We start from the raw sequence: 17916 nt of genomic DNA, 5'->3' as shown, positions 1-17916 counted from the left end.
CGCGGCAGCAATGCGGCGCTGAGTACCTCCATGGCAGTTTTTACCGAAGTCGGCTTCGGCGAGGCAGACGCGCTCGTCCAGAGCCTGGGCCTGGGCCCGCTGCGCGAGCTGCGCGGCATCGAGGGCGGCATCGAGAACACCAACTACTTCGCGACCACCGAGTCCGGCGAGTTCGTGCTGACGCTGTTCGAGCGCCTGAGCGCAGAGCAGCTCCCTTACTACCTTTGTCTGATGAAGCACCTGGCCGGCGCAGGCCTGCCGGTGCCCGCGCCCGTGGCGATGCCCACGCCCGATGCCCCCGAGAAGCCCCGAAAGGGCCAGCAGCCCCCGGTACCCGCCGAAGCCGCGTGCGACCTGCTGCACGTCGTGGCCGGCAAGCCCGCGGCGGTGGTGCAGAAGCTCTCGGGCCGCAGCGAGCTGGCCCCCGGCGCTGCGCATTGCGCCGAACTGGGCGCGATGCTGGCGCGCATGCATCTCGCGGGGCGCGACTACCCCCGCATCCAGCCGAACCTGCGCGGCCTGCCCTGGTGGAACGAGACGGTGCCCGTGGTGCTGCCGTACATCGAGGAATCGCAGGCGAACCTGCTGCGCGCCGAGCTGGCCTACCAGAACCACGTTGCCGAGTCGTCAGCCTACGCTGCCCTGCCGCGCGGGCCGGTGCATGCAGACATGTTCCGCGACAACGTGATGTTCGCCACCGATGGCGACGCAGGCGACGCCCCGCGGCTGACCGGCGTGTTCGACTTCTACTTCGCCGGCACCGACACCTGGCTGTTCGACCTGGCCGTGTGCCTGAACGACTGGGCCATCGACCTGCCGACCGGCCGGCACGACCCCGAGCGCGCCGACGCGCTGCTGTCGGCCTACGAGAGCGTGCGCACGCTGAACGCGGCCGAGCGCGCCCTGCTGCCCGCGATGCTGCGCGCCGCGGCGCTGCGCTTCTGGATCTCCCGTCTCTGGGACTTCCACCTGCCGCGCGAGGCGAGCATGCTCAAGCCCCATGACCCCACGCACTTCGAGCGCGTGCTGCGCGACCGCGCCACCCATCCGCATGCCATGGCGCAGGCCCTCGAGCCGCTGCTGGCTGCCTGACCTTCACACATGAAACTCAACCTCGTGCCGGCGCGAACCGGCGTCGAATGGGTCCGCCTCGGGCTCAAGAACTTCTGGCGACAGCCGCTGGCCTTCGTGTCGCTGTTCCTGATGTTCATGGCGCTGATCTCGACCATCTCCCAGCTTCCGCTGATCGGCAAGTTCCTGCCGTTCGTGCTGCTGCCCTTCTCCACGCTGGGCTTCATGGTCGCAGCGTCGGTGGCCGACGCCTCGGGAGGCAACGGCAACAACAACGGCACCTCCACCGGCACCGACTTCCCTGCGGACACCACGGGCGGCCTGAAGCGGCCGACGGGCGCGATCATGTTCCTGTCGGTGGCTCGCGCCATGCGCACGGAATGGCGCTCGCTGGCCGTGCTCGGCGTGATCTCGGCCGTGTACTGCTTCCTGACGGTGTTCCTGACGGCGCTGGTCGACGGCGGCCAGTTCATGCGCAGCTATTTCCTCGGCGAAGCTCCGGCGAAGGAAGTGCTTGAAAGCAGCCGCTTCCAGATGGCGAACCTGCTCCAGATGTGCCTCGCGCTGCCGCTGGTCGCGGCGATGTGGCACGCACCCGCGCTGGTCCACTGGCACCGCGTGGAGCCGGTGAAGAGCATCTTCTTCAGCCTGGTCGCGATGTTCCGGAATTTCGGCGCCTACGCGCTGTACTGGCTCGCATGGTGCGGCGTGCTGCTGCTCGGCCTGCTGGCGGCTGCGCTGGTCGGCACCATCGTGATCGGCGTGGGCTCCCTGGGCTCGGGCACCGGCGCGATGACCGCCGGCAACATCCTGATGCTCGGCACTGTGATGACGCTCGCCGCGATGGCGCAGGCGTCGAACTGGTTCACCTTCCGCGACACCTTCAATCCGGACTGAACGCCGCCGCGGCCGGCGACGCTCCCCAGCCCTTCCGGCAGCGTCAGATCGGCGTGAGCTTCGCCACCGACAGCGCCAGCCACTTCACGCCGTGGCGCGCGAACTTGACCTGCGCACGCGCGTCGTCGCCGGTGCCTTCCAGCGCAGTCACCGTGCCTTCTCCGAACTTGTTGTGGAACACCTGCATGCCCGAACGCAGGCCGTGCGAGGGCGCAGTCTTCTGCGGCGGCACTGGCGGGCTGGCGAAGGTGTCCTTGTCGCGGCTTCCGCCCGAACTGCCGCCGTAGCCGCCGCCGTATCCACCGGAGCCACCACGCGTGCTGCCATAGCCGCCGCCGTAGCCGAAGGCCGAGGGCGCGAAGCCCTGGTTCCTGGGCGTGAGCCACTTGAGGGCGCTCTCGGGCAGCTCGTCGAAGAAGCGACTCTTGACGTTGTAGCGGGTCTGGCCGTGCAGCATGCGGGTCTGCGAGTGACTCAGGTACAGGCGCTTGCGCGCGCGCGTGATCGCCACGTACATCAGGCGGCGCTCTTCCTCGAGGCTCTCGAAATCGCTCATCGAGTTCTCGTGCGGGAACAGGCCCTCCTCCATGCCCGTGATGAACACGCAGTCGAACTCTAGGCCCTTGGCGGCGTGCACCGTCATGAGCTGCACGGCGTCCTGCCCCGCCTGCGCCTGGTTGTCGCCCGATTCGAGCGCGGCATGCGTGAGGAAGGCGGCCAGCGGGCTCAGCGTTTCGCCGGTTTCCGCATCAGGCGCGAGCGGCTCGTCGAGCACCGGGCGGCTCGGGTCGATACCCTGGCTCGCGGGTGACTGCCGCAGTTCGTCGACGGGCAGCGCCACGGCGTCGCGGCCGAAGCCTTCCTGCGTGACGAAGCTCTCGGCCGCGTTCACCAGTTCGTCCAGGTTCTCGATGCGGTCGGCGCCTTCGCGGTCGGCCTTGTAGTGCTCGACGAGGCCGCTGTGGTCGAGCACCAGTTCGATGATCTCCCGCAGGCTCACTCCCTGCGTCTGCTCGCGCAGCACGTCGATCTTGGCGACGAAGCCCGTGAGGTTGGCGCCGGCCTTGCCGCCGACCACGCTCACCGCGTCGTGCAGCGAACGGTTGGCCGCGCGCGCGGCGTCCTGCAGGGTTTCGAGCGTGCGCGCGCCGATTCCGCGCGGCGGAAAGTTGACGACGCGCAGGAAGCTGGTGTCATCATCCTTGTTCTCGAGCAGGCGCAGGTAGGCCAGCGCGTGCTTGATTTCGGCGCGCTCGAAGAAGCGCAATCCGCCGTACACGCGGTACGGCACGGAGGCATTGAAGAGCGCCGTTTCGATCACCCGGCTCTGCGCATTGCTGCGGTAGAGCACCGCCATTTCCTTGCGCTCGTAGCCGTCGCGCACCAGCTGGCGCATTTCCTCGACCATCCACTGCGCCTCGGCCAGGTCGGTGGGCGACTCGTACACGCGCACGGGCTCGCCCGGCCCCTGGTCGGTGCGCAGGTTCTTGCCCAGGCGCTTCTTGTTGTGGCCGATGAGCTCGTTGGCAGAGTCGAGGATGTTGCTGTAGCTGCGGTAGTTCTGCTCCAGCTTGATCTGGTGACGCACGTCGAACTCGCGCACGAAGTCGGTCATGTTGCCCACGCGCGCACCGCGGAAGGCATAGATGCTCTGGTCGTCGTCGCCCACGGCGATCACGCTGTTGTGCTGGCCGGGCACGAAGCGGCCTTCGACGGTGTTGCCCGCGAGCATCTTGATCCACGCGTACTGCAGGCGGTTGGTGTCCTGGAACTCGTCGATCAGGATGTGGCGGAAGCGCCGCTGGTAGTGCTCGCGCACCGGCTCGTTGTCGCGCAGCAGCTCGTAGCTGCGCAGCATGAGCTCGCCGAAGTCGACCACGCCTTCGCGCTGGCATTGCTCTTCGTACAGGCGGTAGAGCTCGACCTTTTTGCGGTCGTCGTCGCTGCGCACCTCGATGGCGTCGGGGCGCAGGCCGTCTTCCTTGGCGCCGGCGATGAACCACTGGGTCTGCTTGGCCGGAAAGCGTTCGTCGTCGACGTTGAACTGCTTCATCAGGCGCTTGATGGCCGAGAGCTGGTCCTGCGTGTCGAGGATCTGGAAGGTAGAGGGCAGGTTGGCGAGCTTCCAGTGCGCGCGCAGCAGGCGGTTGCACAGACCGTGGAAGGTGCCGATCCACATGCCGCGCACGTTGACGGGCAGCATCGCCGTCAGCCGCGTCATCATTTCCTTGGCGGCCTTGTTTGTGAAGGTCACGGCCAGGATGCCGCCCGCGGAAACCTGGCCCGTCTGCAGCAGCCAGGCGATGCGGGTGGTGAGCACGCGCGTCTTGCCGGAGCCGGCACCCGCCAGGATGAGAGCGTTGCCTTCGGGCAACGTGACCGCGGCGAGTTGCTCCGCGTTCAGGTTCTGGAGCAGCGGCAGCGCTGGGGAGTGGGCATCGTCAGCCGCAGGATCGTTAAACAACATCCTCCAATTGTAGAAACCACGGCGTATGCGGGTTATATGAAGAAGCGGAAGACCTGCCTTCACGAGTCCGCGTAAAATCAATCACCGGGCCCAAGTTTCTTGCGCCCGGTTTTTTGTGGGCGTTTCCTTCGCGAAACGCATCGCAGAAGCCGGCCGGACCAAGCGCTCATTCGTTTCCTTCAACGATTCCTTTCTAGGAGCCTGGTCATGCAGATTTTCGATTACGACAACATCCTTCTGCTCCCGCGCAAGTGCCGCGTGGAGAGCCGCTCGGAGTGCGACACCAGCGTGGTGCTGGGAAAACGCAGCTTCCGCCTGCCGGTGGTGCCCGCCAACATGAAGACGGTGGTCGACGAGTCGATCTGCCTGTGGCTGGCGCAGAACGGCTACTTCTACGTGATGCACCGCTTCGACCTCGACAACGTCAAGTTCGTCAAGGACATGCAGGGCAAGGGCGTGTTCGCGTCCATCTCGCTGGGCGTGAAGAAGGCCGACTACGACACCGTCGACCAGCTGGTGGCCCAGGGCCTCGTGCCCGAGTACGTCACGATCGACATCGCGCATGGCCACGCCGACAGCGTGAAGAACATGATCGGCTACCTCAAGCAGAAGCTGCCGAAGACCTTCGTGATCGCCGGCAACGTGGGCACGCCCGAAGCGGTGATCGACCTCGAGAACTGGGGCGCGGACGCGACCAAGGTCGGCATCGGCCCGGGCAAGGTCTGCATCACCAAGCTCAAGACCGGCTTCGGCACGGGCGGCTGGCAGCTGTCGGCGCTGAAGTGGTGCGCCCGCGTGGCGACCAAGCCGATCATTGCCGACGGCGGCATCCGCGACCACGGCGACATCGCCAAGAGCGTGCGCTTCGGCGCCTCGATGGTCATGATCGGCTCGCTATTCGCGGGCCACGAGGAGTCGCCGGGCAAGACCGTCGAGGTCGACGGCGTGCTCTTCAAGGAGTACTACGGCTCCGCCAGCGACTTCAACAAGGGCGAATACAAGCACGTCGAGGGCAAGCGCATCCTCGAGCCCATCAAGGGCAAGCTGGCCGACACGCTGGTCGAAATGGAGCAGGACGTGCAGAGCTCCATCAGCTACGCGGGCGGCCGCACGCTGATGGACATCCGCAAGGTCAACTACGTCACGCTGGGCGGCGACAACGCAGGCGAACACCTGCTGATGTAACGGCCCTCAGGCTTCCAGGAGCTGCACCGCGTGCCGGTGCAGCGTGTGCGCCGGATCGGCGAGCGCATCGACCACGTCGAAGTGGTTGAGCCCTGGGAGCACCTCGCACACCGGCACGGTGTTGCGACCCCACGCCTCGCGGATCATCGCGTTGTGGCGGATGAACTCTTCGCTTTCGCTGCCGCCGGCCACCGAGTACAGCTGGCCGCGCTTCGGCGCGGGCCACGAGGCGGGGCTTGCGCGCAGGACGTCGGCATCGGTCAGCTTCAGCGTGTTCTCGAGGAACGGCGTGCGCTGCAGCGGGCGCAGATCGTAGAGGCCAGAGATCGACAGCGCGTTGCGCACCAGGTGTGCAGGCAGGTCGGGCGCGACTGCCTTCCAGTCGCAGGCCAGCAGCGCCGCCGCCATGTGGCCGCCGGCCGAGTGGCCCGCGACGGTGATCCGTGTCGGATCGCCGCCGTGGGCGGCGATGTGGCGCCATGTCCACTCGAGCGCACGCACCATCTGCAGCATGATTCCGGGCACCGTGACGGGCTGCTCCGGCGTACCGGGACAAAGCGCGTAGTTGGGCTGGACCACGCAGATGCCGCGATCGCTGAAGGCTGGAGCGATGAAGGAATGATCCTTCTTGTCCATCGCGCGCCAGTAGCCGCCGTGGATGAAGACCATCACCGGAGCATCGGGCACCGGCGCAGGAAAGATGTCGAGCGTTTCGTTCACGCCCTGGCCGTACGGCAGGTCGATGCGGGCCGGCAGGGCTTCCCGTGCCGCAGCGGATTCACGCGCCCAGCGCTCGAAATATGCGGGGTGATCCTTGACCCTCGCAAGGTTGTTGTACATGCCTTCCAGCCAGGCAGGATCGAACGAGGTCATGCGCTCTTGCTCCGTGTTTCGCGAGGGGCGCATCTTGGCACGGCGGCATGCGCCAAAACGGGAGTTCCGGTTAAAATTCGCCCTGCGTTGGGGGGGTAGCTCAGCTGGGAGAGCGCCGCGTTCGCAATGCGGAGGTCGGGAGTTCGATCCTCCTCCTCTCCACCAACCGATACGAAAAAGGCCTTGGCATCCGTCAAGGCCTTTTTCTTTTTCTCTCGCGATCGGCTCAGGTGTCGAGCGTCAGATGCTGGCCGTGCAGCGCCGCGGCCGCCGGCGATGCGAGGAAGCCGATCGTCTGGGCAGCAACCGAGGTCGACACCCAGTCGGCCGGATTCGCGTCCGGCATCGCCTGCCGGTTGGCGGGCGTGTCGAGCACGCTCGGGGCCACGCTGTTGACGTTGACGCCATGCTGCGCCGCTTCCGCCGCCATGGCTTCCACCAGGCGCTGCAGCGCACTCTTCGACGCGATATACGCGGCCATGGCCGGCACGCCGCGCGCAGCGACCTTGGCAGTGACCGCGATAACGCTGCCGGCGCGCCGCTCGATCATCGAGGGCAGCACGGCCTGCGTCACGGCAACGAACGACCAGGCGTTGAGGTTCATCATCCGGTCCCAGCTCGCACGCGTGAGTGCATGCGTGGCCTCGCCCATCTCGAAGCCGCCCGCGATATGCACCAGCGCGTCGATGCGGCCGAAGGACTTGAGCGCCTGCTCCGCGAGAGCCGCCATCTCGGAAGTGGAAGTCACGTCTCCCGCGAGCAGGAGGTGGTTGGAGTTGTCGAGACCCGGGAACACCTCGGCCAGGCGACCTGCATGGTGATCTACCAACGCGAGGCGCGCGCCCTGATCGATGAAGTGCTCGGCGACCGCGCGGCCCAGTGCGCCTGCAGCGCCGGTGATCAGGACATGGGGGGTGGTCTGTGCGTCGCTCATCGAGGTTCTCCTGATTGAGGGGCCCTGCCCCATCGGTGATGATGAATCCTAACGCCGCGACTCACAAATTTTTTGGAAAGTCAGAAATTCTGGGATATACTCGTGGTCTTGCCAGAAAACACTAAACGTTTTCAAAGCAAGGGCTCTTAGCTCAGTTGGTAGAGCAGCGGACTCTTAATCCGTAGGTCGAGTGTTCGAGTCACTCAGGGCCCACCACCACACTAGGAACTGCGCGGTTCTCGCGTTACTTCCATGAGAGCATTGTTCCGCAATCGCAGAACGTGTTCCGCAAACAGAGAAACCTCCCGTCGAAAGACTGGGAGGTTTTTTCTTTTTGGCGTCGATCGACGCACGACCTGAAGCGATTTATTTTTAGCCCCCAACAATCAGGCCATGAGCCAAGCCGAATTCTTCCCTGCCGAACCCGCTGTTCTCTACACCCCAGTCTGGTACAGCGACACCGAGCGCGAGGTGCGCCTCTTGCCACTGGCACCAGGCGACGACAAGGTCACGCCGGGCCACGGCGCGAAGCGATGGACGGTCACGTCGCTGAAGGACGGCACCACCGTCTACAGCGGCATCGGGCCGGTCGAGATCCGGCGCCCGCCCGCAGCGGGTTGAACTGCAAGTGCTTCCGTTGTGCAGTCCGAGGGCGGCTTTTTCGTCCAACACCGTGGGAGACTCGCTGAGCACTTGACCTGCGGATCGGTCGGTAGCTGCGTTCGCTAAAATCCCTGTCCGCCGCGGCGCAGCTGCCCAGGAGGGCACCCTGAAAGCTCCGTACCGCGTCGCCGCTCACATTTAAACAGGCGCCCACAGTGAACATGAGGCAACGCTGATGGTGCCGACAATAAACAAGAGTAGCTCAGGGGCGAAACTCTGGCTAACCATCTTCGCCATCGGCTACATCGCGCTAGTCATTGTGTGCAACGCGCTGTCCGCGATGGTCCCGGCGACCTATGGCGATTTGACTCGAATCGGATTGGTCTCCGAGCGACTGTTTGGCTGGAAGCAAGAGCAACCGAGCATCGCTGATCGTTTTCGCGCAGCGAGCAAAATCGCGGATGCAGACGTATTAGTGATCGGGGACAGCTTTTCCGAGCGCTTGGCATGGCAAGCCACCCTCGCCGAGACCGGGTTGAAGGTCGCAACGACGATGTGGACTGACAACGCGCTTTGCGCGGACTTGGATCGCTGGCTCGCCGAACATGAATTCAAGGGCAAGGTCGTCATTGCAGAGACCGTGGAGCGCTACGCTCCAGGGCGATTGAGACAAGCTCAAAAGTGCTCTGCGAAAGATCTGATCAAAGTTCCGCCTTTGGAGCCATTGCGTCAGCCAGGTGCGGCGTACACGCTGGGTGTCGGCGCAGGCGTTCGAACAAACATCCTGACGCTGCAGAACACAAAAAGGGCCGAGCGAGCGCCCTTCGGTATGGTGCTACCGAGTCCAGTAGCAAACCCAATTTTCCATGTCGCTGTGATGAATGTGGCGGACGGATGTTCTCGCTTCTCGCACACCCTATGCTCAAAAGCCTTGTTTCTGACCGAGGACGTCGAGACGCCGCAGCTCACACCTGCTGATGCCGAAGACATGGCAAAACTGACGAGCCAGGTGAAGTCGGCAAAGCTGATTTGGGCGCTCGTACCCAACAAGACCACGGTCTACCTGCAACCTGAGCGTGCAGAAGAATTCAGGCGAGCGTTCAATCGAATGCAGCTAGGGCCCGACCTGTTCCAACGCGCCAGCATGGGGCGCGAAGCCGTTCGCGACCTGTACTGGGGGAATGACACACACTGGTCGACAGCTGGTCAGCTCTATTTTGGCGAAACCGTGCGCGACTGGATTCGTTGATATTTGAAACGATTGGGAGCCACCGCCGCCGGGCAAGCGATCGGAGACGGGCCACTGGGGCCGCAGAAGAGCGGCGGATGGAGCGCTACTTCAGAGGGTTTGACGACTCAAGGTTCGGTGACGCTGGCCCTGCGCTCGCAGATCGTGCCAGCGGTGCCGCGTTCATCAGAGATGCGCGCCAGCTCTCCCGCTCGAGCGTCAGCGCGGCCGAACAGGTCGGTGAGCAGATCGAGGGGGTCGGCGGCTGGCGGCCCTCCAGCGGCAACTTGGGGAGCTGCGGTGGCTGCACGGACGGCGGCACGATACCCTACGCCCTAATGGAGGTGGAAATGCTGGAACTGCTCGATACGGGTCGGATTGCGCACAAGCTTGGAAAATGGCGTTGGACCGCTTATTTCGCTACTGGGTTGTGCCTATTCTTGGTCGGCTGGGCAATCGCTGAGCTACTGAGGATCCCCAGCCTCATGAGCCCAGCCGCTGCCGCGGATTCATCTCTCGCGTTCTGGACGTTTGTTGGCTTCTCGCTGTTGGCGTTGCTCTTGATCCTCTACAGCTTCTGGCTCGGCTACATCGACGAGATGCGCGGGACCTATATCAAGGACGCGCAGCACTACAAGACTCACGGCTGGTAGCGTCGGCGTCGCTCCGCTGAAGCCCGCCTCGAGCGGGCTTTTTCATGGGCAAGCCCAATCCATCCGATTCCCGTCTTGACTTCTCACAACGTCGGCCGCCCACCATGAAACTCCACAACTATCTGGAGAACTTTCATGAAACCATCGATCGTCGCGCTCGCTATGGAACTAGCAGAGACGGTACACGAGCCGGCAGTAGTAGACCCGAGAAACCTGGACTGGCTCGATCGAGAGGAACTTGCCGAGTGCCTGGCAATGTGGGCACCTCACATCACCGTGGCACCTCACAGTTACTTTCTTTGAACCGTTGCCCGCATTCCGCGGGCTTTTTTATTCCCGGGGCCGGAAACGAACCGGCACATCGCTGCTCCGCCGTCAGCCCATTGCCGATCGCTTGCAATCAAAAATCGCGCTCAGCTCAATCGCCCTCAACGCCGGCGTCTTGCCGACGAACGTCACTCCTGCACCGATAAGGCGCCAGTCGTCCAGCGACTTGAATAACTTGAAGAAGTGGATGACCTCGACGCCAGCCGCGGGAAGTGAGTTGAAGGCATATATCGGCTCCCCAAACTGGGTTTCCGTCGAGTTCACCAGCTCGGCTTTCAGTTTGCCCTGTGTCTCCGAGTCCTTGGTTCTGAAGCGCACGATGTCCATGTTGACAGTTCGCGAAGACTCATCGATGGAGATTCTGCGAACCCAATGCGGGTGTGGGCTGTCCGTGCTCGCGGCCGGAACGCATGTGATTGTCCTTGCCGACACCGAGCCTGAAGCCAGCAGCAGCAGCAGCGCTTGGCAAGCGAGGCGTCTAGTTTGAGTTTTCATGGTCACCCTCCTCTATTCTTGAGTGGGTCACTTTAGCGCCTCGCGTCGGTGCCCAGCTTTTGCGCCTCTTCCCTCGTGTTGATGGCAATATCACGGGTGTGATTGAAAGCTCAGCGGCCCGCCGACGTGCTCGGGATGAGCGAGGACCACATCCGCGGCGAGTACCTGCGGGTGCGCCAGGGCAAGACGCAGGCGAAGCTGCGGATCGTCGTCGAGAACGCGCTCGAGGAGCTGATCGAAGAGATCCGCACGTTCAAGGCGGCCAGGCCGAAGCAGTCGGCCCCGCTGCTGGTGAATGAGCGCGGCGCCCCGATGACGGCCGCTATGCTGCGCAAGCGCTTCGACAAGGCCCGCAAGAGCGCGGGGATCGACATCACCACGTTCCAGTTTCGCGACCTACGCGCGAAAGCGGCGACGGACACCGACGAGTCGGCCGGCATCAAGGATGCGCAGACCCTGCTGGGCCACTCGACCGAGGCAATGACCTCGAAGTACATCCGCCACAAGGTCGGCAAGAAGGTGCGGATCAAGGCACCGAAGAAGGGGTCAGAGTCGCGCTAGGGGCCGCACAAGAATGCTCGGGGCGCAACAGAAAGAGACTTGGTCGCGGCGATCTCGATCTCTCGCGAAACTCCAGGCAGTTGCTCCTGAATGAGCTGGCGGGCTACCTCGACATCACGCCTGATCTCCACTTGGCCTTCATTCGTGTACACGAACGTACCTGCAAACACGGTACGGCCTTGTGGCACAACAAACGCGAGAGGCGCTTTCACCTGGGGAAGATTGAAGCCGCTGAACACATAGTGTCCTGCGGGTACGTTGAACGCAAAGTACTGGACGCCGCTCGCAACGGAAGCTACATCGGCAGTCGTGCGATTGAATCGCCAGCAGTTCCCGGTAATTCTCTCCTTCTCAATGTCGTATTCATCCAAGGAAACGCCCCATCGCGGGGCTGTCCATTCTCCTTGGGCTTGAATCCCGTACACGAGCACTGCTTGGCCCCGTCTTGGCTCGCCTCCCTGCGGCAACAGGCTGACACCGTTGATCGAAGCGCAACCTGACAACACAAGAGTCAGGGCGAGTGCCATCGCACTGCGCGGCATCATCCCTTTTCGAAATTCTTCGAACTTCATTTGGCTGCCCCGGCGGTCCCCTTCTGATCGAAGGAGGAGTCTAGCCCGAGCACTCTGAGCCGCCTGACCGAGATCCGACAGCAAATCGGCGTCCCAGCATTCGCCGCGATCTATTCTGCAATTGCCAAGACACCCGCATGGATGCTGGGTTTCAAGACCCCCACATTTCTGCGTTTGCGGAACAAAATCAGCGCTAAGTGATTGATTTTGCGGGGCTAGTCGTTGGACTCTTAATCCGTAGGTCGAGTGTTCGAGTCACTCAGGGCCCACCACCAACACCAAAAATAGCGCGGTCTCCGCGCTATTTTTTCGTCAAAGCCTCCTCATGGTCTTCCTGAGGAGGCTTTTTCTTTGGCTGCTCCGGTCACTGGTTCGCTTAGGGCGCAGCTCCCCGTCGCGCGAGCCACTCGTCGACGCAGCGCTCGAGCAGATCGCGCCGCTCGCCCACCTCGGCCACCAGGTACTGGCGCGCATGCGTCTGCGCAAGTTCGCTCGACAGGAACCACTGCTCACGCTCCGGGCTTCCCTGCGCCGGCGGCGCTCCCCAGGCCGCGCTGCCGAGAAAGGCCTCGGTGACGGGCAACCGTCCATCGGTCTTGCCGATGTCCGACAACGCATCGCGCGAGCCGCCGAGGACGATGCGCACCTGCACCACCTCCTCGTCGGCATCGATCAATGCTCCGAGGCCGCCTGTCTGGTGCACCTGCCAGAGTTGCGCCGCAGAAGCGTTGCGAACCCAGCTATCCAGTGCGCGCGTCAAGCTTTCGAGGATGATCTTTCTGTTCATAGGGAATATTTCACGGTTTTGTTCATCACATGCAAGTCATCTTGCACCCAAGTTGCAAACGACACCGGTCCGGCATGGCATCTTGTACGCGCTGTCACGCAGCGCAACAAGAAAGACACAGGGACACCCACTCGAAGCCAGAAGGCTCGTTCGGCCCGCTCATGCGGGTATTTTTTTGTCTGGCCGCAGCCGGATTCGCAGCCGATGCACCTAGGCCACAGAATGCGGCCAGCCCCGGACCGCGCTTTCGGGCGTGAGCTATATTTCCTCCCATGGAAAAGGCGTCCGACATAGGCAAACCCACCGTCCCCATCGACCTGATCGGGCCGGACCACTGGCCGCGCTCGAAGCGCGGCTCGGGCCGTGCAACCAAGGTGATCCTGGCCATCGTGGGCGGCTTGGCAGCAGCTGGCGTGATCGCCTATCGCTTCTTCGGCATCGGGCGCTGACCGCCCGGGCCCTCCCGCACGAGCAAAAGCCCGCTGTCTTGAGGACAGCGGGCTTTTTTCATGGGCGAAGGACCGGATCACGATCCCGCCCCTACTGAAGCCGCGAGCCCTTGGGCAGGCGCTTCGCCAGCCATTCGTGCACGTCCGCACGGATGTTGCGGCCTTCGAGCAGGAAGTTCTCGTAGCGGCTCGGCACGTAAGGCAGGTAGACCAGAGGCATCCCTGCCTCCTCCGGCGTGCGCGCGGCCTTGCGGTTGTTGCAGACCGCGCATGCGCTCACGAGATTGGTCCAGGTCCACGGACCTCCGCGCGACTCGGGCAGCACGTGCTCGCATTGCAGCTCGCGTTCGTGGAAGACACCCGCGCAGTAGGCGCAGGTGTAGCGATCTCGGCGCAGCAGCTTGCTCTTGGTGACGCTCGGGATCACGTCGAAGAGATTGATCTTCGACGCACCGCGCAGCGCGATGATCGGAGCCACCTCGATGCGCGACTGCACACCGCGCGCCACATTGAAGCCGCCGCGCAGCGTGGCCAGCGGCAGATCGCCGTCTTCCCAGGCGACCGAGCCGGTCGCGTAGTGCAACACCGCCTGCTCCAGCGAGATCCAGGCTTGCGGCGTGCCCTGAATATCGAGTTGCAGGACGTGAGGGTGCATGAATCGCCTCCTTTCGCGGCGATGGGTGCAAGGTTGACGAGCGAAACGCAGTCATGGGGTGCACGAACGGAATCGAACCGTCGTCAGCGGGACCACAACCCGCGGCTCTGCCATTGAGCTACGCGCACCATGAAGACGCAGAACAGGCGGGTGACCAGCTCACCACTCGCCGACCGCGCGAACGCGCTGGTCGAGATCGAGTGCTTCAAGCGGCGACTCGCGACTCTGCTCGCACGAGCTCGAGGAGCGCGTACCGGCCATGAGGCCGAAGCGCCGGGCCAGGCCCAGCACCGTGCCGCGCTCGCGCGGCTGTGCCGGGCGGACGGCGATCATCCGGATCGGGGTATTGCGCTTGCGCATGGCGGCTCCTCGGTGATGTGACAGCTAAAAGAAAAATGGCGAAGAAATGGCCCCACGTGCACGACTCGAACGTGCAACCCCTTGCTTCGTAGGCAAGTGCTCTGATCCATTGAGCTAACGCGGGTCGTAAACAAAAAGTGTCCGGTTACGAGTTCCGGCGCCGCCCAATCTTTGCGGCCGGTTTCCGCGGGAGGACCATCTGCATGCCCCTGTCCCGCTCGGGTTCTGTTCTGTTGTCTTGTTCGAAAAACGGTGCCCCGCTTTCCATTTCGGTTGTGTCCTCACGCGACGGACAGCACGCTGGGCGCTGTCCCGTACGACGTCGCCGCACAGGAGTGATCAATTCCTGCACATCCCGCCAGACCGTCTACGCGGTGGGTTCTGGCGGTGTGGTGAAGGCACACCCGAAATAAAAAGCCAAAACAAAAGGCCCGGAACCTTGCGGTGTCCGGGCCTCCACATGAGAGAGCTTGGAAGGTGTGCGCCTATGCGCAACCTCCACCCGGCAGCACCTGATCCTCGACTTTCCCGAAACGCAGGCTGGCTGCGGCTTTCGTGGAATACGCGTGGTTCTGGTGCTGGTTCGATCGGACCGACGGCATGCCGCCGAAACCACCGCACGCCCAGACGCGCACGAGCGAGCGACCCGAGGCGGGTCGAATGCTGGTGAGGTTCAGTGCGGTGTTCACGATGGGTCCTGAGTCAAAAATTGCCGCTGTCGGCCGTTAGGGGTTGGAAAAAAGGTACGGCTTGGGGCCGCGATTGAGGGCAACTGTAAATAGTGTTTACGACTGCGTCAACAACCGGGACAATCTTTTTTTGTCTTGTTGTTGTTTTTGAACAGTGCCCAATACCACCGTCGCGCGCCGCCGCAATGCGCTTGCGCTGCACCGCCGCTTTCTCGAAGAGGCCGTTGCCGCAGGCTTGCCAGCCAAGGGGCTGGACCAGGCGTTTGCGAAGAAGATCGAAATCTCCCCCAGCATGTGGAGCCAGATCAAGAGCTCCCGCCCCATCGGCGACAACCTGGCGAGGCAGATCGAAAGGCACTGCGGCGTCGAGTCCGGCTGGCTCGACAAGGAAGATCGCCCCAGCGAAGTGCCCGATGCAGCCGAAGAACGCTTCATCGCCGCCGCCCGCGAAGCATGGCGCGGCGCCAACGCCAAGGGAAAGAAGGAGCTCGCCGGCTGGCTGAAGAAACGGGCGCAGGACGCCGCTGCCGGCGGCGATCCCGCGTCCTGATGACGGCTCAGCCCAGCTCGGGCGCGTTGCGCACGATGGCTGCGCGCATGTCGTCCGGAATGGCAACGGCGCGATGGGTTTCGAGCGACGTGGTCACCAGCACCTGCTGCATCTGCATGCGGACTTCGCCGCTCACCGGTTCGAAGCAGCGCACCCGCAAGGTCATCGAGCGCGAACCCAGGCGCTCCACGGTCAGCCCCAAGGTCACCTGGTCGCCCATGCGGCTCACCGCGCGGAAATCTGCTTCGAGCTTCACGGTGGGCAGGCCGATGCGCCGCTGCGCCACCAGCCCGTGATAGCTGAGCCCCAGGCCTTCGTTCACCCAGTCCTCGACCAGGCCGTTGAGCATCACGAAGTACTGCGGATAGAAGACGATGCCCGCCGGATCGCAGTCCGAGAAGCGGATCAGCCGCGGCCTGCGGAACTCGTTGTTGCCGTCGGCCACGCTCAGCCCTCCTCGCCCGCCGGCTCGCCACGCATCACGTGCACGCGCAGCAGGCCGAGCTGCGTATGCAGCTGCTTGACCGTCTTCATGTCGAGCCCCGAGAACATCTCGAGAATCCACTGCTCGTGTTCGCTCGCCATGGTCTCGAAGGTGCGGCGGCCCGTGGGCGTGAGGCTCACGATCCACGCACGGCGGTCGTCGGGACTGGGCGAGCGTGCCACCATGCCTTCGCGCTCGAGCTCGTCCGTCAGGCCGGTGACGTTGCCGCCGGTCACCATCAGGTAGCGCGACAGCACGCGCATCTTCAGGCCGTCCTTGTAGCGGTAGAGCTGCGCCATGTAGTCGAAGCGCGCCAGCGAAATGCCGAATCGCTCGCGCAGCCGACGGCGGATCTCGGACTCGATCTGCGTCGTGCTGGCCAGCATGCGCAGCCACAGCTTGAGCACCGCGTGGTCGTCGTGGCCCGCACGGGCCTCGTGGCCCAGCTCTTCCGCATCGCTCAGCACTGCATGCGAGGCGTCGTTGCGTGTCGTCATGTCACTTCTCCCCCTGAAACCGAAATCGACTGCCCGGTGACCGATGCGGCACCCGCGCCGCACAGCCAGCGCACGGCATCGGCCACTTCGGCCGGCTGCACGATGCGCTTCTGCGGATTGACGCTGGAGAACTCCGCCAGCGCGTCGGCCTCGCTGCGCCCGGTCTTGCCGACCACGTTGGCGACGCTGTTGCGCAGGATGTCGGTGTCGGTATAGCCCGGGCACACGGCATTCACCGTGATGCCCTTGCGTGCAACCTCCAGCGCCAGCGAGCGCGTGACCCCGATCACCCCATGCTTGGCTGCGGTGTAGGCCGCCACGTAGGCGTAGCCCTTCTGCCCCGCCGTGCTGGCGATGTTGACGATGCGGCCCCAGCCGGCGTCGAGCATGTCCGGCAGCGCCGCCTGCGCGCACAGGAAGCTGCCGGTGAGGTTGACCGACAGCATCCGCTGCCACAGCTCGAACGAGGTCTTGAGGAAAGGCGCGCTCTCGGCCGCGCCCGCGTTGTTGACGAGTACCGCGACGGGCCCGCGCGCCGCCCGGGCCTCGGCGAACGCCGCCTGCACCGCCTCGGGGTTCGCCACGTCGGCGGCGGCCACGCCGTGCCCGCTCCCTGCGAGCGAATCGGCCACGCGCTGCAGCGCCTCGCGGTCGCGCCCGAGCAGTGTCAGGACAGCGCCTTCAGCAGCCAATGTGCGGGCGATCTCCGCCCCGATGCCGCGCGCCGCGCCGGTGACGAGCGCATGGCGGCCAGTGAGTGAATTTGATTGCATACCTGAATGATTTAGTTATGAATCATTTTAGCGACCTGCGCCGGGCAGGTTGTCAGCGCATGAAACGGCCGCCATTGAGGTCCAGGGTCGCCCCGGTGATGAAGGCGGCCGCCGGAGAGGCAAGGTAGACGACGGCCGCAGCCACCTCCTCGGCCAGCCCGAAGCGGCCGAGCGGAATGCCGGCCTGCAGCGCCTGCCGCCGCGCGGGCTCCATGGCCTCGAGCGCAGGGCTTCCGATCGCCGCCGGCGCCAGCGCATTCACCGTCACGCCGTGCGGCGCCAGTTCCTGCGCGAAGGAACGCGTCAGCGCCAGCAGACCCGCCTTGCTCGCCGCGTAGTGCACGCCCGTCGCGCTGCTGGCCTGCTGCCCGGCCATCGAGCTCAGGTTGACGATGCGGCCCTCGCCGCGCTCGCGCATGTGGCGCCCAGCGATGCGGCAGCCGAAGAAGCTGCCTCGCAGGTTGATGGCCAGCACGTCGTCCCACTCCCCGGGCGTGATGTCCCAGAGCGAGGTCGTCGGCGTGCGCGCCGCGTTGTTGACCATGATGTCGACGGCGCCGAAATGCGCGACGGCCCTGTCGAAGCAGCCGGAAAACGCCGCCTCGTCACGCACGTCGAGCTGCAATGCGAGCCCGCCGATCTCCGCCGCAACGGCTTCGGCATTCGCAAGTTCGATGTCGGCCAGGGCCACGCGCGCCCCGGCCTCGCTCAATCCCCGCGCGATGGCGGCCCCCAGGCCCTGCCCCGCACCGGTCACGAACGCCACGCGTCCGGAGAGAGGGAGCAGCGCCGGCTTCGCCATCGCC

Annotated in this window: 23 protein-coding genes and 4 tRNA genes; 12 read left to right on the top strand and 15 right to left on the bottom strand. The window is 64.4% G+C overall.

Features of this window, described 5'->3' with window-relative positions:
- Positions 1-30: 30 nt before the first annotated feature.
- Together EJP69_RS13570 and EJP69_RS13565 are read left to right on the top strand one after the other, a co-directional pair.
- Positions 31-1092, top strand: coding sequence for a homoserine kinase (locus EJP69_RS13570; protein WP_093198808.1), 1062 nt, complete (start codon positions 31-33; stop codon positions 1090-1092).
- 9 nt (positions 1093-1101) lie between these two features.
- On the top strand, positions 1102-1968 hold the full coding sequence (locus EJP69_RS13565; protein WP_126470610.1) for a BPSS1780 family membrane protein: 867 nt from the start codon (positions 1102-1104) through the stop codon (positions 1966-1968).
- A 43-nt stretch (positions 1969-2011) separates the two neighbouring features.
- Here the strand turns inward: EJP69_RS13565 and EJP69_RS13560 are convergent, their stop codons facing one another.
- Complete coding sequence (locus EJP69_RS13560; protein WP_126470608.1) at positions 2012-4435, bottom strand: UvrD-helicase domain-containing protein; 2424 nt, start codon at positions 4433-4435, stop codon at positions 2012-2014.
- 207 nt (positions 4436-4642) lie between these two features.
- Between EJP69_RS13560 and EJP69_RS13555 the strand changes: the two genes are divergently transcribed.
- Positions 4643-5620, top strand: coding sequence for a GMP reductase (locus EJP69_RS13555; protein WP_126470606.1), 978 nt, complete (start codon positions 4643-4645; stop codon positions 5618-5620).
- Between the two features lie 6 nt (positions 5621-5626).
- Here EJP69_RS13555 and EJP69_RS13550 read toward each other — a convergent pair whose 3' ends face one another.
- Positions 5627-6493, bottom strand: a complete 867-nt coding sequence (locus EJP69_RS13550) for an alpha/beta hydrolase (protein ID WP_170217101.1) — start codon at positions 6491-6493, stop codon at positions 5627-5629.
- Between the two features lie 89 nt (positions 6494-6582).
- On the opposite strand from EJP69_RS13550, the gene EJP69_RS13545 reads away from it, so the two are divergent.
- Positions 6583-6658 (top strand) — tRNA-Ala (locus EJP69_RS13545).
- 61 nt (positions 6659-6719) lie between these two features.
- On the opposite strand, the gene EJP69_RS13540 is transcribed toward EJP69_RS13545, so the two are convergent.
- Positions 6720-7427, bottom strand: coding sequence for an SDR family NAD(P)-dependent oxidoreductase (locus EJP69_RS13540; RefSeq protein WP_126470604.1), 708 nt, complete (start codon positions 7425-7427; stop codon positions 6720-6722).
- Between the two features lie 140 nt (positions 7428-7567).
- On the opposite strand from EJP69_RS13540, the gene EJP69_RS13535 reads away from it, so the two are divergent.
- The 5 genes from EJP69_RS13535 to EJP69_RS29475 all read left to right on the top strand — a co-directional run bounded on the left by EJP69_RS13535 (position 7568) and on the right by EJP69_RS29475 (position 10214).
- Positions 7568-7643, top strand: a tRNA-Lys gene (locus tag EJP69_RS13535).
- A gap of 177 nt (positions 7644-7820) precedes the next feature.
- Positions 7821-8048, top strand: coding sequence for a hypothetical protein (locus tag EJP69_RS13530; RefSeq protein ID WP_126470603.1), 228 nt, complete (start codon positions 7821-7823; stop codon positions 8046-8048).
- 217 nt (positions 8049-8265) lie between these two features.
- Complete coding sequence (locus EJP69_RS13525; RefSeq protein ID WP_126470601.1) at positions 8266-9279, top strand: alginate O-acetyltransferase AlgX-related protein; 1014 nt, start codon at positions 8266-8268, stop codon at positions 9277-9279.
- Positions 9280-9356: 77 nt separating this feature from the next.
- Complete coding sequence (locus tag EJP69_RS30150) at positions 9357-9911, top strand: hypothetical protein (protein WP_476718501.1); 555 nt, start codon at positions 9357-9359, stop codon at positions 9909-9911.
- A 135-nt stretch (positions 9912-10046) separates the two neighbouring features.
- Positions 10047-10214 (top strand): hypothetical protein, encoded by a 168-nt coding sequence (locus tag EJP69_RS29475; protein WP_170217100.1) that lies wholly within the window; start codon positions 10047-10049, stop codon positions 10212-10214.
- 72 nt (positions 10215-10286) lie between these two features.
- On the opposite strand, the gene EJP69_RS13515 is transcribed toward EJP69_RS29475, so the two are convergent.
- On the bottom strand, positions 10287-10733 hold the full coding sequence (locus EJP69_RS13515) for a hypothetical protein (RefSeq protein ID WP_126470599.1): 447 nt from the start codon (positions 10731-10733) through the stop codon (positions 10287-10289).
- Between the two features lie 102 nt (positions 10734-10835).
- Between EJP69_RS13515 and EJP69_RS13510 the strand changes: the two genes are divergently transcribed.
- On the top strand, positions 10836-11294 hold the full coding sequence (locus tag EJP69_RS13510) for a tyrosine-type recombinase/integrase (RefSeq protein ID WP_276318380.1): 459 nt from the start codon (positions 10836-10838) through the stop codon (positions 11292-11294).
- On the opposite strand, the gene EJP69_RS13505 is transcribed toward EJP69_RS13510, so the two are convergent.
- Entirely contained in the window at positions 11291-11866 is a 576-nt protein-coding gene (locus EJP69_RS13505; RefSeq protein ID WP_126470595.1) for a hypothetical protein, read from the bottom strand. The genes EJP69_RS13510 and EJP69_RS13505 overlap by 4 nt on opposite strands.
- A gap of 376 nt (positions 11867-12242) precedes the next feature.
- On the bottom strand, positions 12243-12653 hold the full coding sequence (locus EJP69_RS13500; RefSeq protein ID WP_126470593.1) for a hypothetical protein: 411 nt from the start codon (positions 12651-12653) through the stop codon (positions 12243-12245).
- A 272-nt stretch (positions 12654-12925) separates the two neighbouring features.
- Between EJP69_RS13500 and EJP69_RS29470 the strand changes: the two genes are divergently transcribed.
- Positions 12926-13102, top strand: a complete 177-nt coding sequence (locus EJP69_RS29470; RefSeq protein ID WP_170217099.1) for a hypothetical protein — start codon at positions 12926-12928, stop codon at positions 13100-13102.
- A gap of 91 nt (positions 13103-13193) precedes the next feature.
- Here EJP69_RS29470 and EJP69_RS13495 read toward each other — a convergent pair whose 3' ends face one another.
- The 5 genes from EJP69_RS13495 to EJP69_RS13475 all read right to left on the bottom strand — a co-directional run bounded on the left by EJP69_RS13495 (position 13194) and on the right by EJP69_RS13475 (position 14806).
- The gene (locus EJP69_RS13495; RefSeq protein ID WP_093198792.1) at positions 13194-13757 is read right to left on the bottom strand and encodes an HNH endonuclease; all 564 of its coding nucleotides are present in this window, start codon (positions 13755-13757) and stop codon (positions 13194-13196) included.
- A gap of 54 nt (positions 13758-13811) precedes the next feature.
- Positions 13812-13885, bottom strand: a tRNA-His gene (locus EJP69_RS13490).
- A gap of 31 nt (positions 13886-13916) precedes the next feature.
- Entirely contained in the window at positions 13917-14117 is a 201-nt protein-coding gene (locus tag EJP69_RS13485; RefSeq protein WP_126470591.1) for a short-chain dehydrogenase, read from the bottom strand.
- A gap of 47 nt (positions 14118-14164) precedes the next feature.
- Positions 14165-14241: transfer RNA gene (locus EJP69_RS13480), tRNA-Arg, on the bottom strand.
- 361 nt (positions 14242-14602) lie between these two features.
- Entirely contained in the window at positions 14603-14806 is a 204-nt protein-coding gene (locus EJP69_RS13475) for a hypothetical protein (protein ID WP_126470589.1), read from the bottom strand.
- Positions 14807-14960: 154 nt separating this feature from the next.
- Here EJP69_RS13475 and EJP69_RS13470 point away from each other — a divergent pair, with 154 nt between their 5' ends.
- Positions 14961-15356 carry a hypothetical protein gene (locus EJP69_RS13470; protein ID WP_093198787.1) on the top strand — a complete coding sequence of 132 codons (396 nt, stop codon included), beginning with the start codon at positions 14961-14963 and terminating at the stop codon, positions 15354-15356.
- A 7-nt stretch (positions 15357-15363) separates the two neighbouring features.
- Here EJP69_RS13470 and EJP69_RS13465 read toward each other — a convergent pair whose 3' ends face one another.
- The 4 genes from EJP69_RS13465 to EJP69_RS13450 are packed head-to-tail and all read right to left on the bottom strand — an operon-like array spanning position 15364 to position 17912.
- On the bottom strand, positions 15364-15801 hold the full coding sequence (locus EJP69_RS13465; RefSeq protein WP_093198784.1) for an acyl-CoA thioesterase: 438 nt from the start codon (positions 15799-15801) through the stop codon (positions 15364-15366).
- 2 nt (positions 15802-15803) lie between these two features.
- Positions 15804-16337, bottom strand: coding sequence for a MarR family winged helix-turn-helix transcriptional regulator (locus tag EJP69_RS13460; RefSeq protein ID WP_093198782.1), 534 nt, complete (start codon positions 16335-16337; stop codon positions 15804-15806).
- Positions 16334-17110, bottom strand: coding sequence for an SDR family NAD(P)-dependent oxidoreductase (locus tag EJP69_RS13455; RefSeq protein ID WP_126470587.1), 777 nt, complete (start codon positions 17108-17110; stop codon positions 16334-16336). Before EJP69_RS13455 ends, EJP69_RS13460 begins: the two co-directional genes overlap by 4 nt.
- A gap of 52 nt (positions 17111-17162) precedes the next feature.
- Positions 17163-17912, bottom strand: a complete 750-nt coding sequence (locus EJP69_RS13450) for an SDR family NAD(P)-dependent oxidoreductase (protein ID WP_126470585.1) — start codon at positions 17910-17912, stop codon at positions 17163-17165.
- Between the last annotated feature and the right edge of the window lie 4 nt (positions 17913-17916).

It is taken from the genome of Variovorax gossypii (assembly GCF_003965815.1).
In the GTDB taxonomy this organism is placed as follows: domain Bacteria; phylum Pseudomonadota; class Gammaproteobacteria; order Burkholderiales; family Burkholderiaceae_C; genus Variovorax; species Variovorax gossypii.
This window is presented reverse-complemented; position numbering and strand designations above follow the sequence as displayed.

Bases quoted from the DNA above. Each gene is read 5' to 3' on its own strand.
- EJP69_RS30150 (WP_476718501.1), top strand. From the start codon at position 9,357: ATGGAGCGCTACTTCAGAGGGTTTGACGACTCAAGGTTCGGTGACGCT.
- EJP69_RS13530 (WP_126470603.1), top strand. From the start codon at position 7,821: ATGAGCCAAGCCGAATTCTTCCCTGCCGAACCCGCTGTTCTCTACACC.
- EJP69_RS13485 (WP_126470591.1), bottom strand. From the start codon at position 14,117: ATGCGCAAGCGCAATACCCCGATCCGGATGATCGCCGTCCGCCCGGCA.
- EJP69_RS13565 (WP_126470610.1), top strand. From the start codon at position 1,102: ATGAAACTCAACCTCGTGCCGGCGCGAACCGGCGTCGAATGGGTCCGC.
- EJP69_RS13515 (WP_126470599.1), bottom strand. From the start codon at position 10,733: ATGAAAACTCAAACTAGACGCCTCGCTTGCCAAGCGCTGCTGCTGCTG.
- EJP69_RS13460 (WP_093198782.1), bottom strand. From the start codon at position 16,337: ATGACGACACGCAACGACGCCTCGCATGCAGTGCTGAGCGATGCGGAA.
- EJP69_RS13500 (WP_126470593.1), bottom strand. From the start codon at position 12,653: ATGAACAGAAAGATCATCCTCGAAAGCTTGACGCGCGCACTGGATAGC.
- EJP69_RS13505 (WP_126470595.1), bottom strand. From the start codon at position 11,866: ATGAAGTTCGAAGAATTTCGAAAAGGGATGATGCCGCGCAGTGCGATG.
- EJP69_RS13540 (WP_126470604.1), bottom strand. From the start codon at position 7,427: ATGAGCGACGCACAGACCACCCCCCATGTCCTGATCACCGGCGCTGCA.
- EJP69_RS13560 (WP_126470608.1), bottom strand. From the start codon at position 4,435: ATGTTGTTTAACGATCCTGCGGCTGACGATGCCCACTCCCCAGCGCTG.
- EJP69_RS13570 (WP_093198808.1), top strand. From the start codon at position 31: ATGGCAGTTTTTACCGAAGTCGGCTTCGGCGAGGCAGACGCGCTCGTC.
- EJP69_RS13555 (WP_126470606.1), top strand. From the start codon at position 4,643: ATGCAGATTTTCGATTACGACAACATCCTTCTGCTCCCGCGCAAGTGC.
- EJP69_RS29475 (WP_170217100.1), top strand. From the start codon at position 10,047: ATGAAACCATCGATCGTCGCGCTCGCTATGGAACTAGCAGAGACGGTA.
- EJP69_RS13455 (WP_126470587.1), bottom strand. From the start codon at position 17,110: ATGCAATCAAATTCACTCACTGGCCGCCATGCGCTCGTCACCGGCGCG.
- EJP69_RS13525 (WP_126470601.1), top strand. From the start codon at position 8,266: ATGGTGCCGACAATAAACAAGAGTAGCTCAGGGGCGAAACTCTGGCTA.
- EJP69_RS29470 (WP_170217099.1), top strand. From the start codon at position 12,926: ATGGAAAAGGCGTCCGACATAGGCAAACCCACCGTCCCCATCGACCTG.
- EJP69_RS13450 (WP_126470585.1), bottom strand. From the start codon at position 17,912: ATGGCGAAGCCGGCGCTGCTCCCTCTCTCCGGACGCGTGGCGTTCGTG.
- EJP69_RS13495 (WP_093198792.1), bottom strand. From the start codon at position 13,757: ATGCACCCTCACGTCCTGCAACTCGATATTCAGGGCACGCCGCAAGCC.
- EJP69_RS13550 (WP_170217101.1), bottom strand. From the start codon at position 6,493: ATGACCTCGTTCGATCCTGCCTGGCTGGAAGGCATGTACAACAACCTT.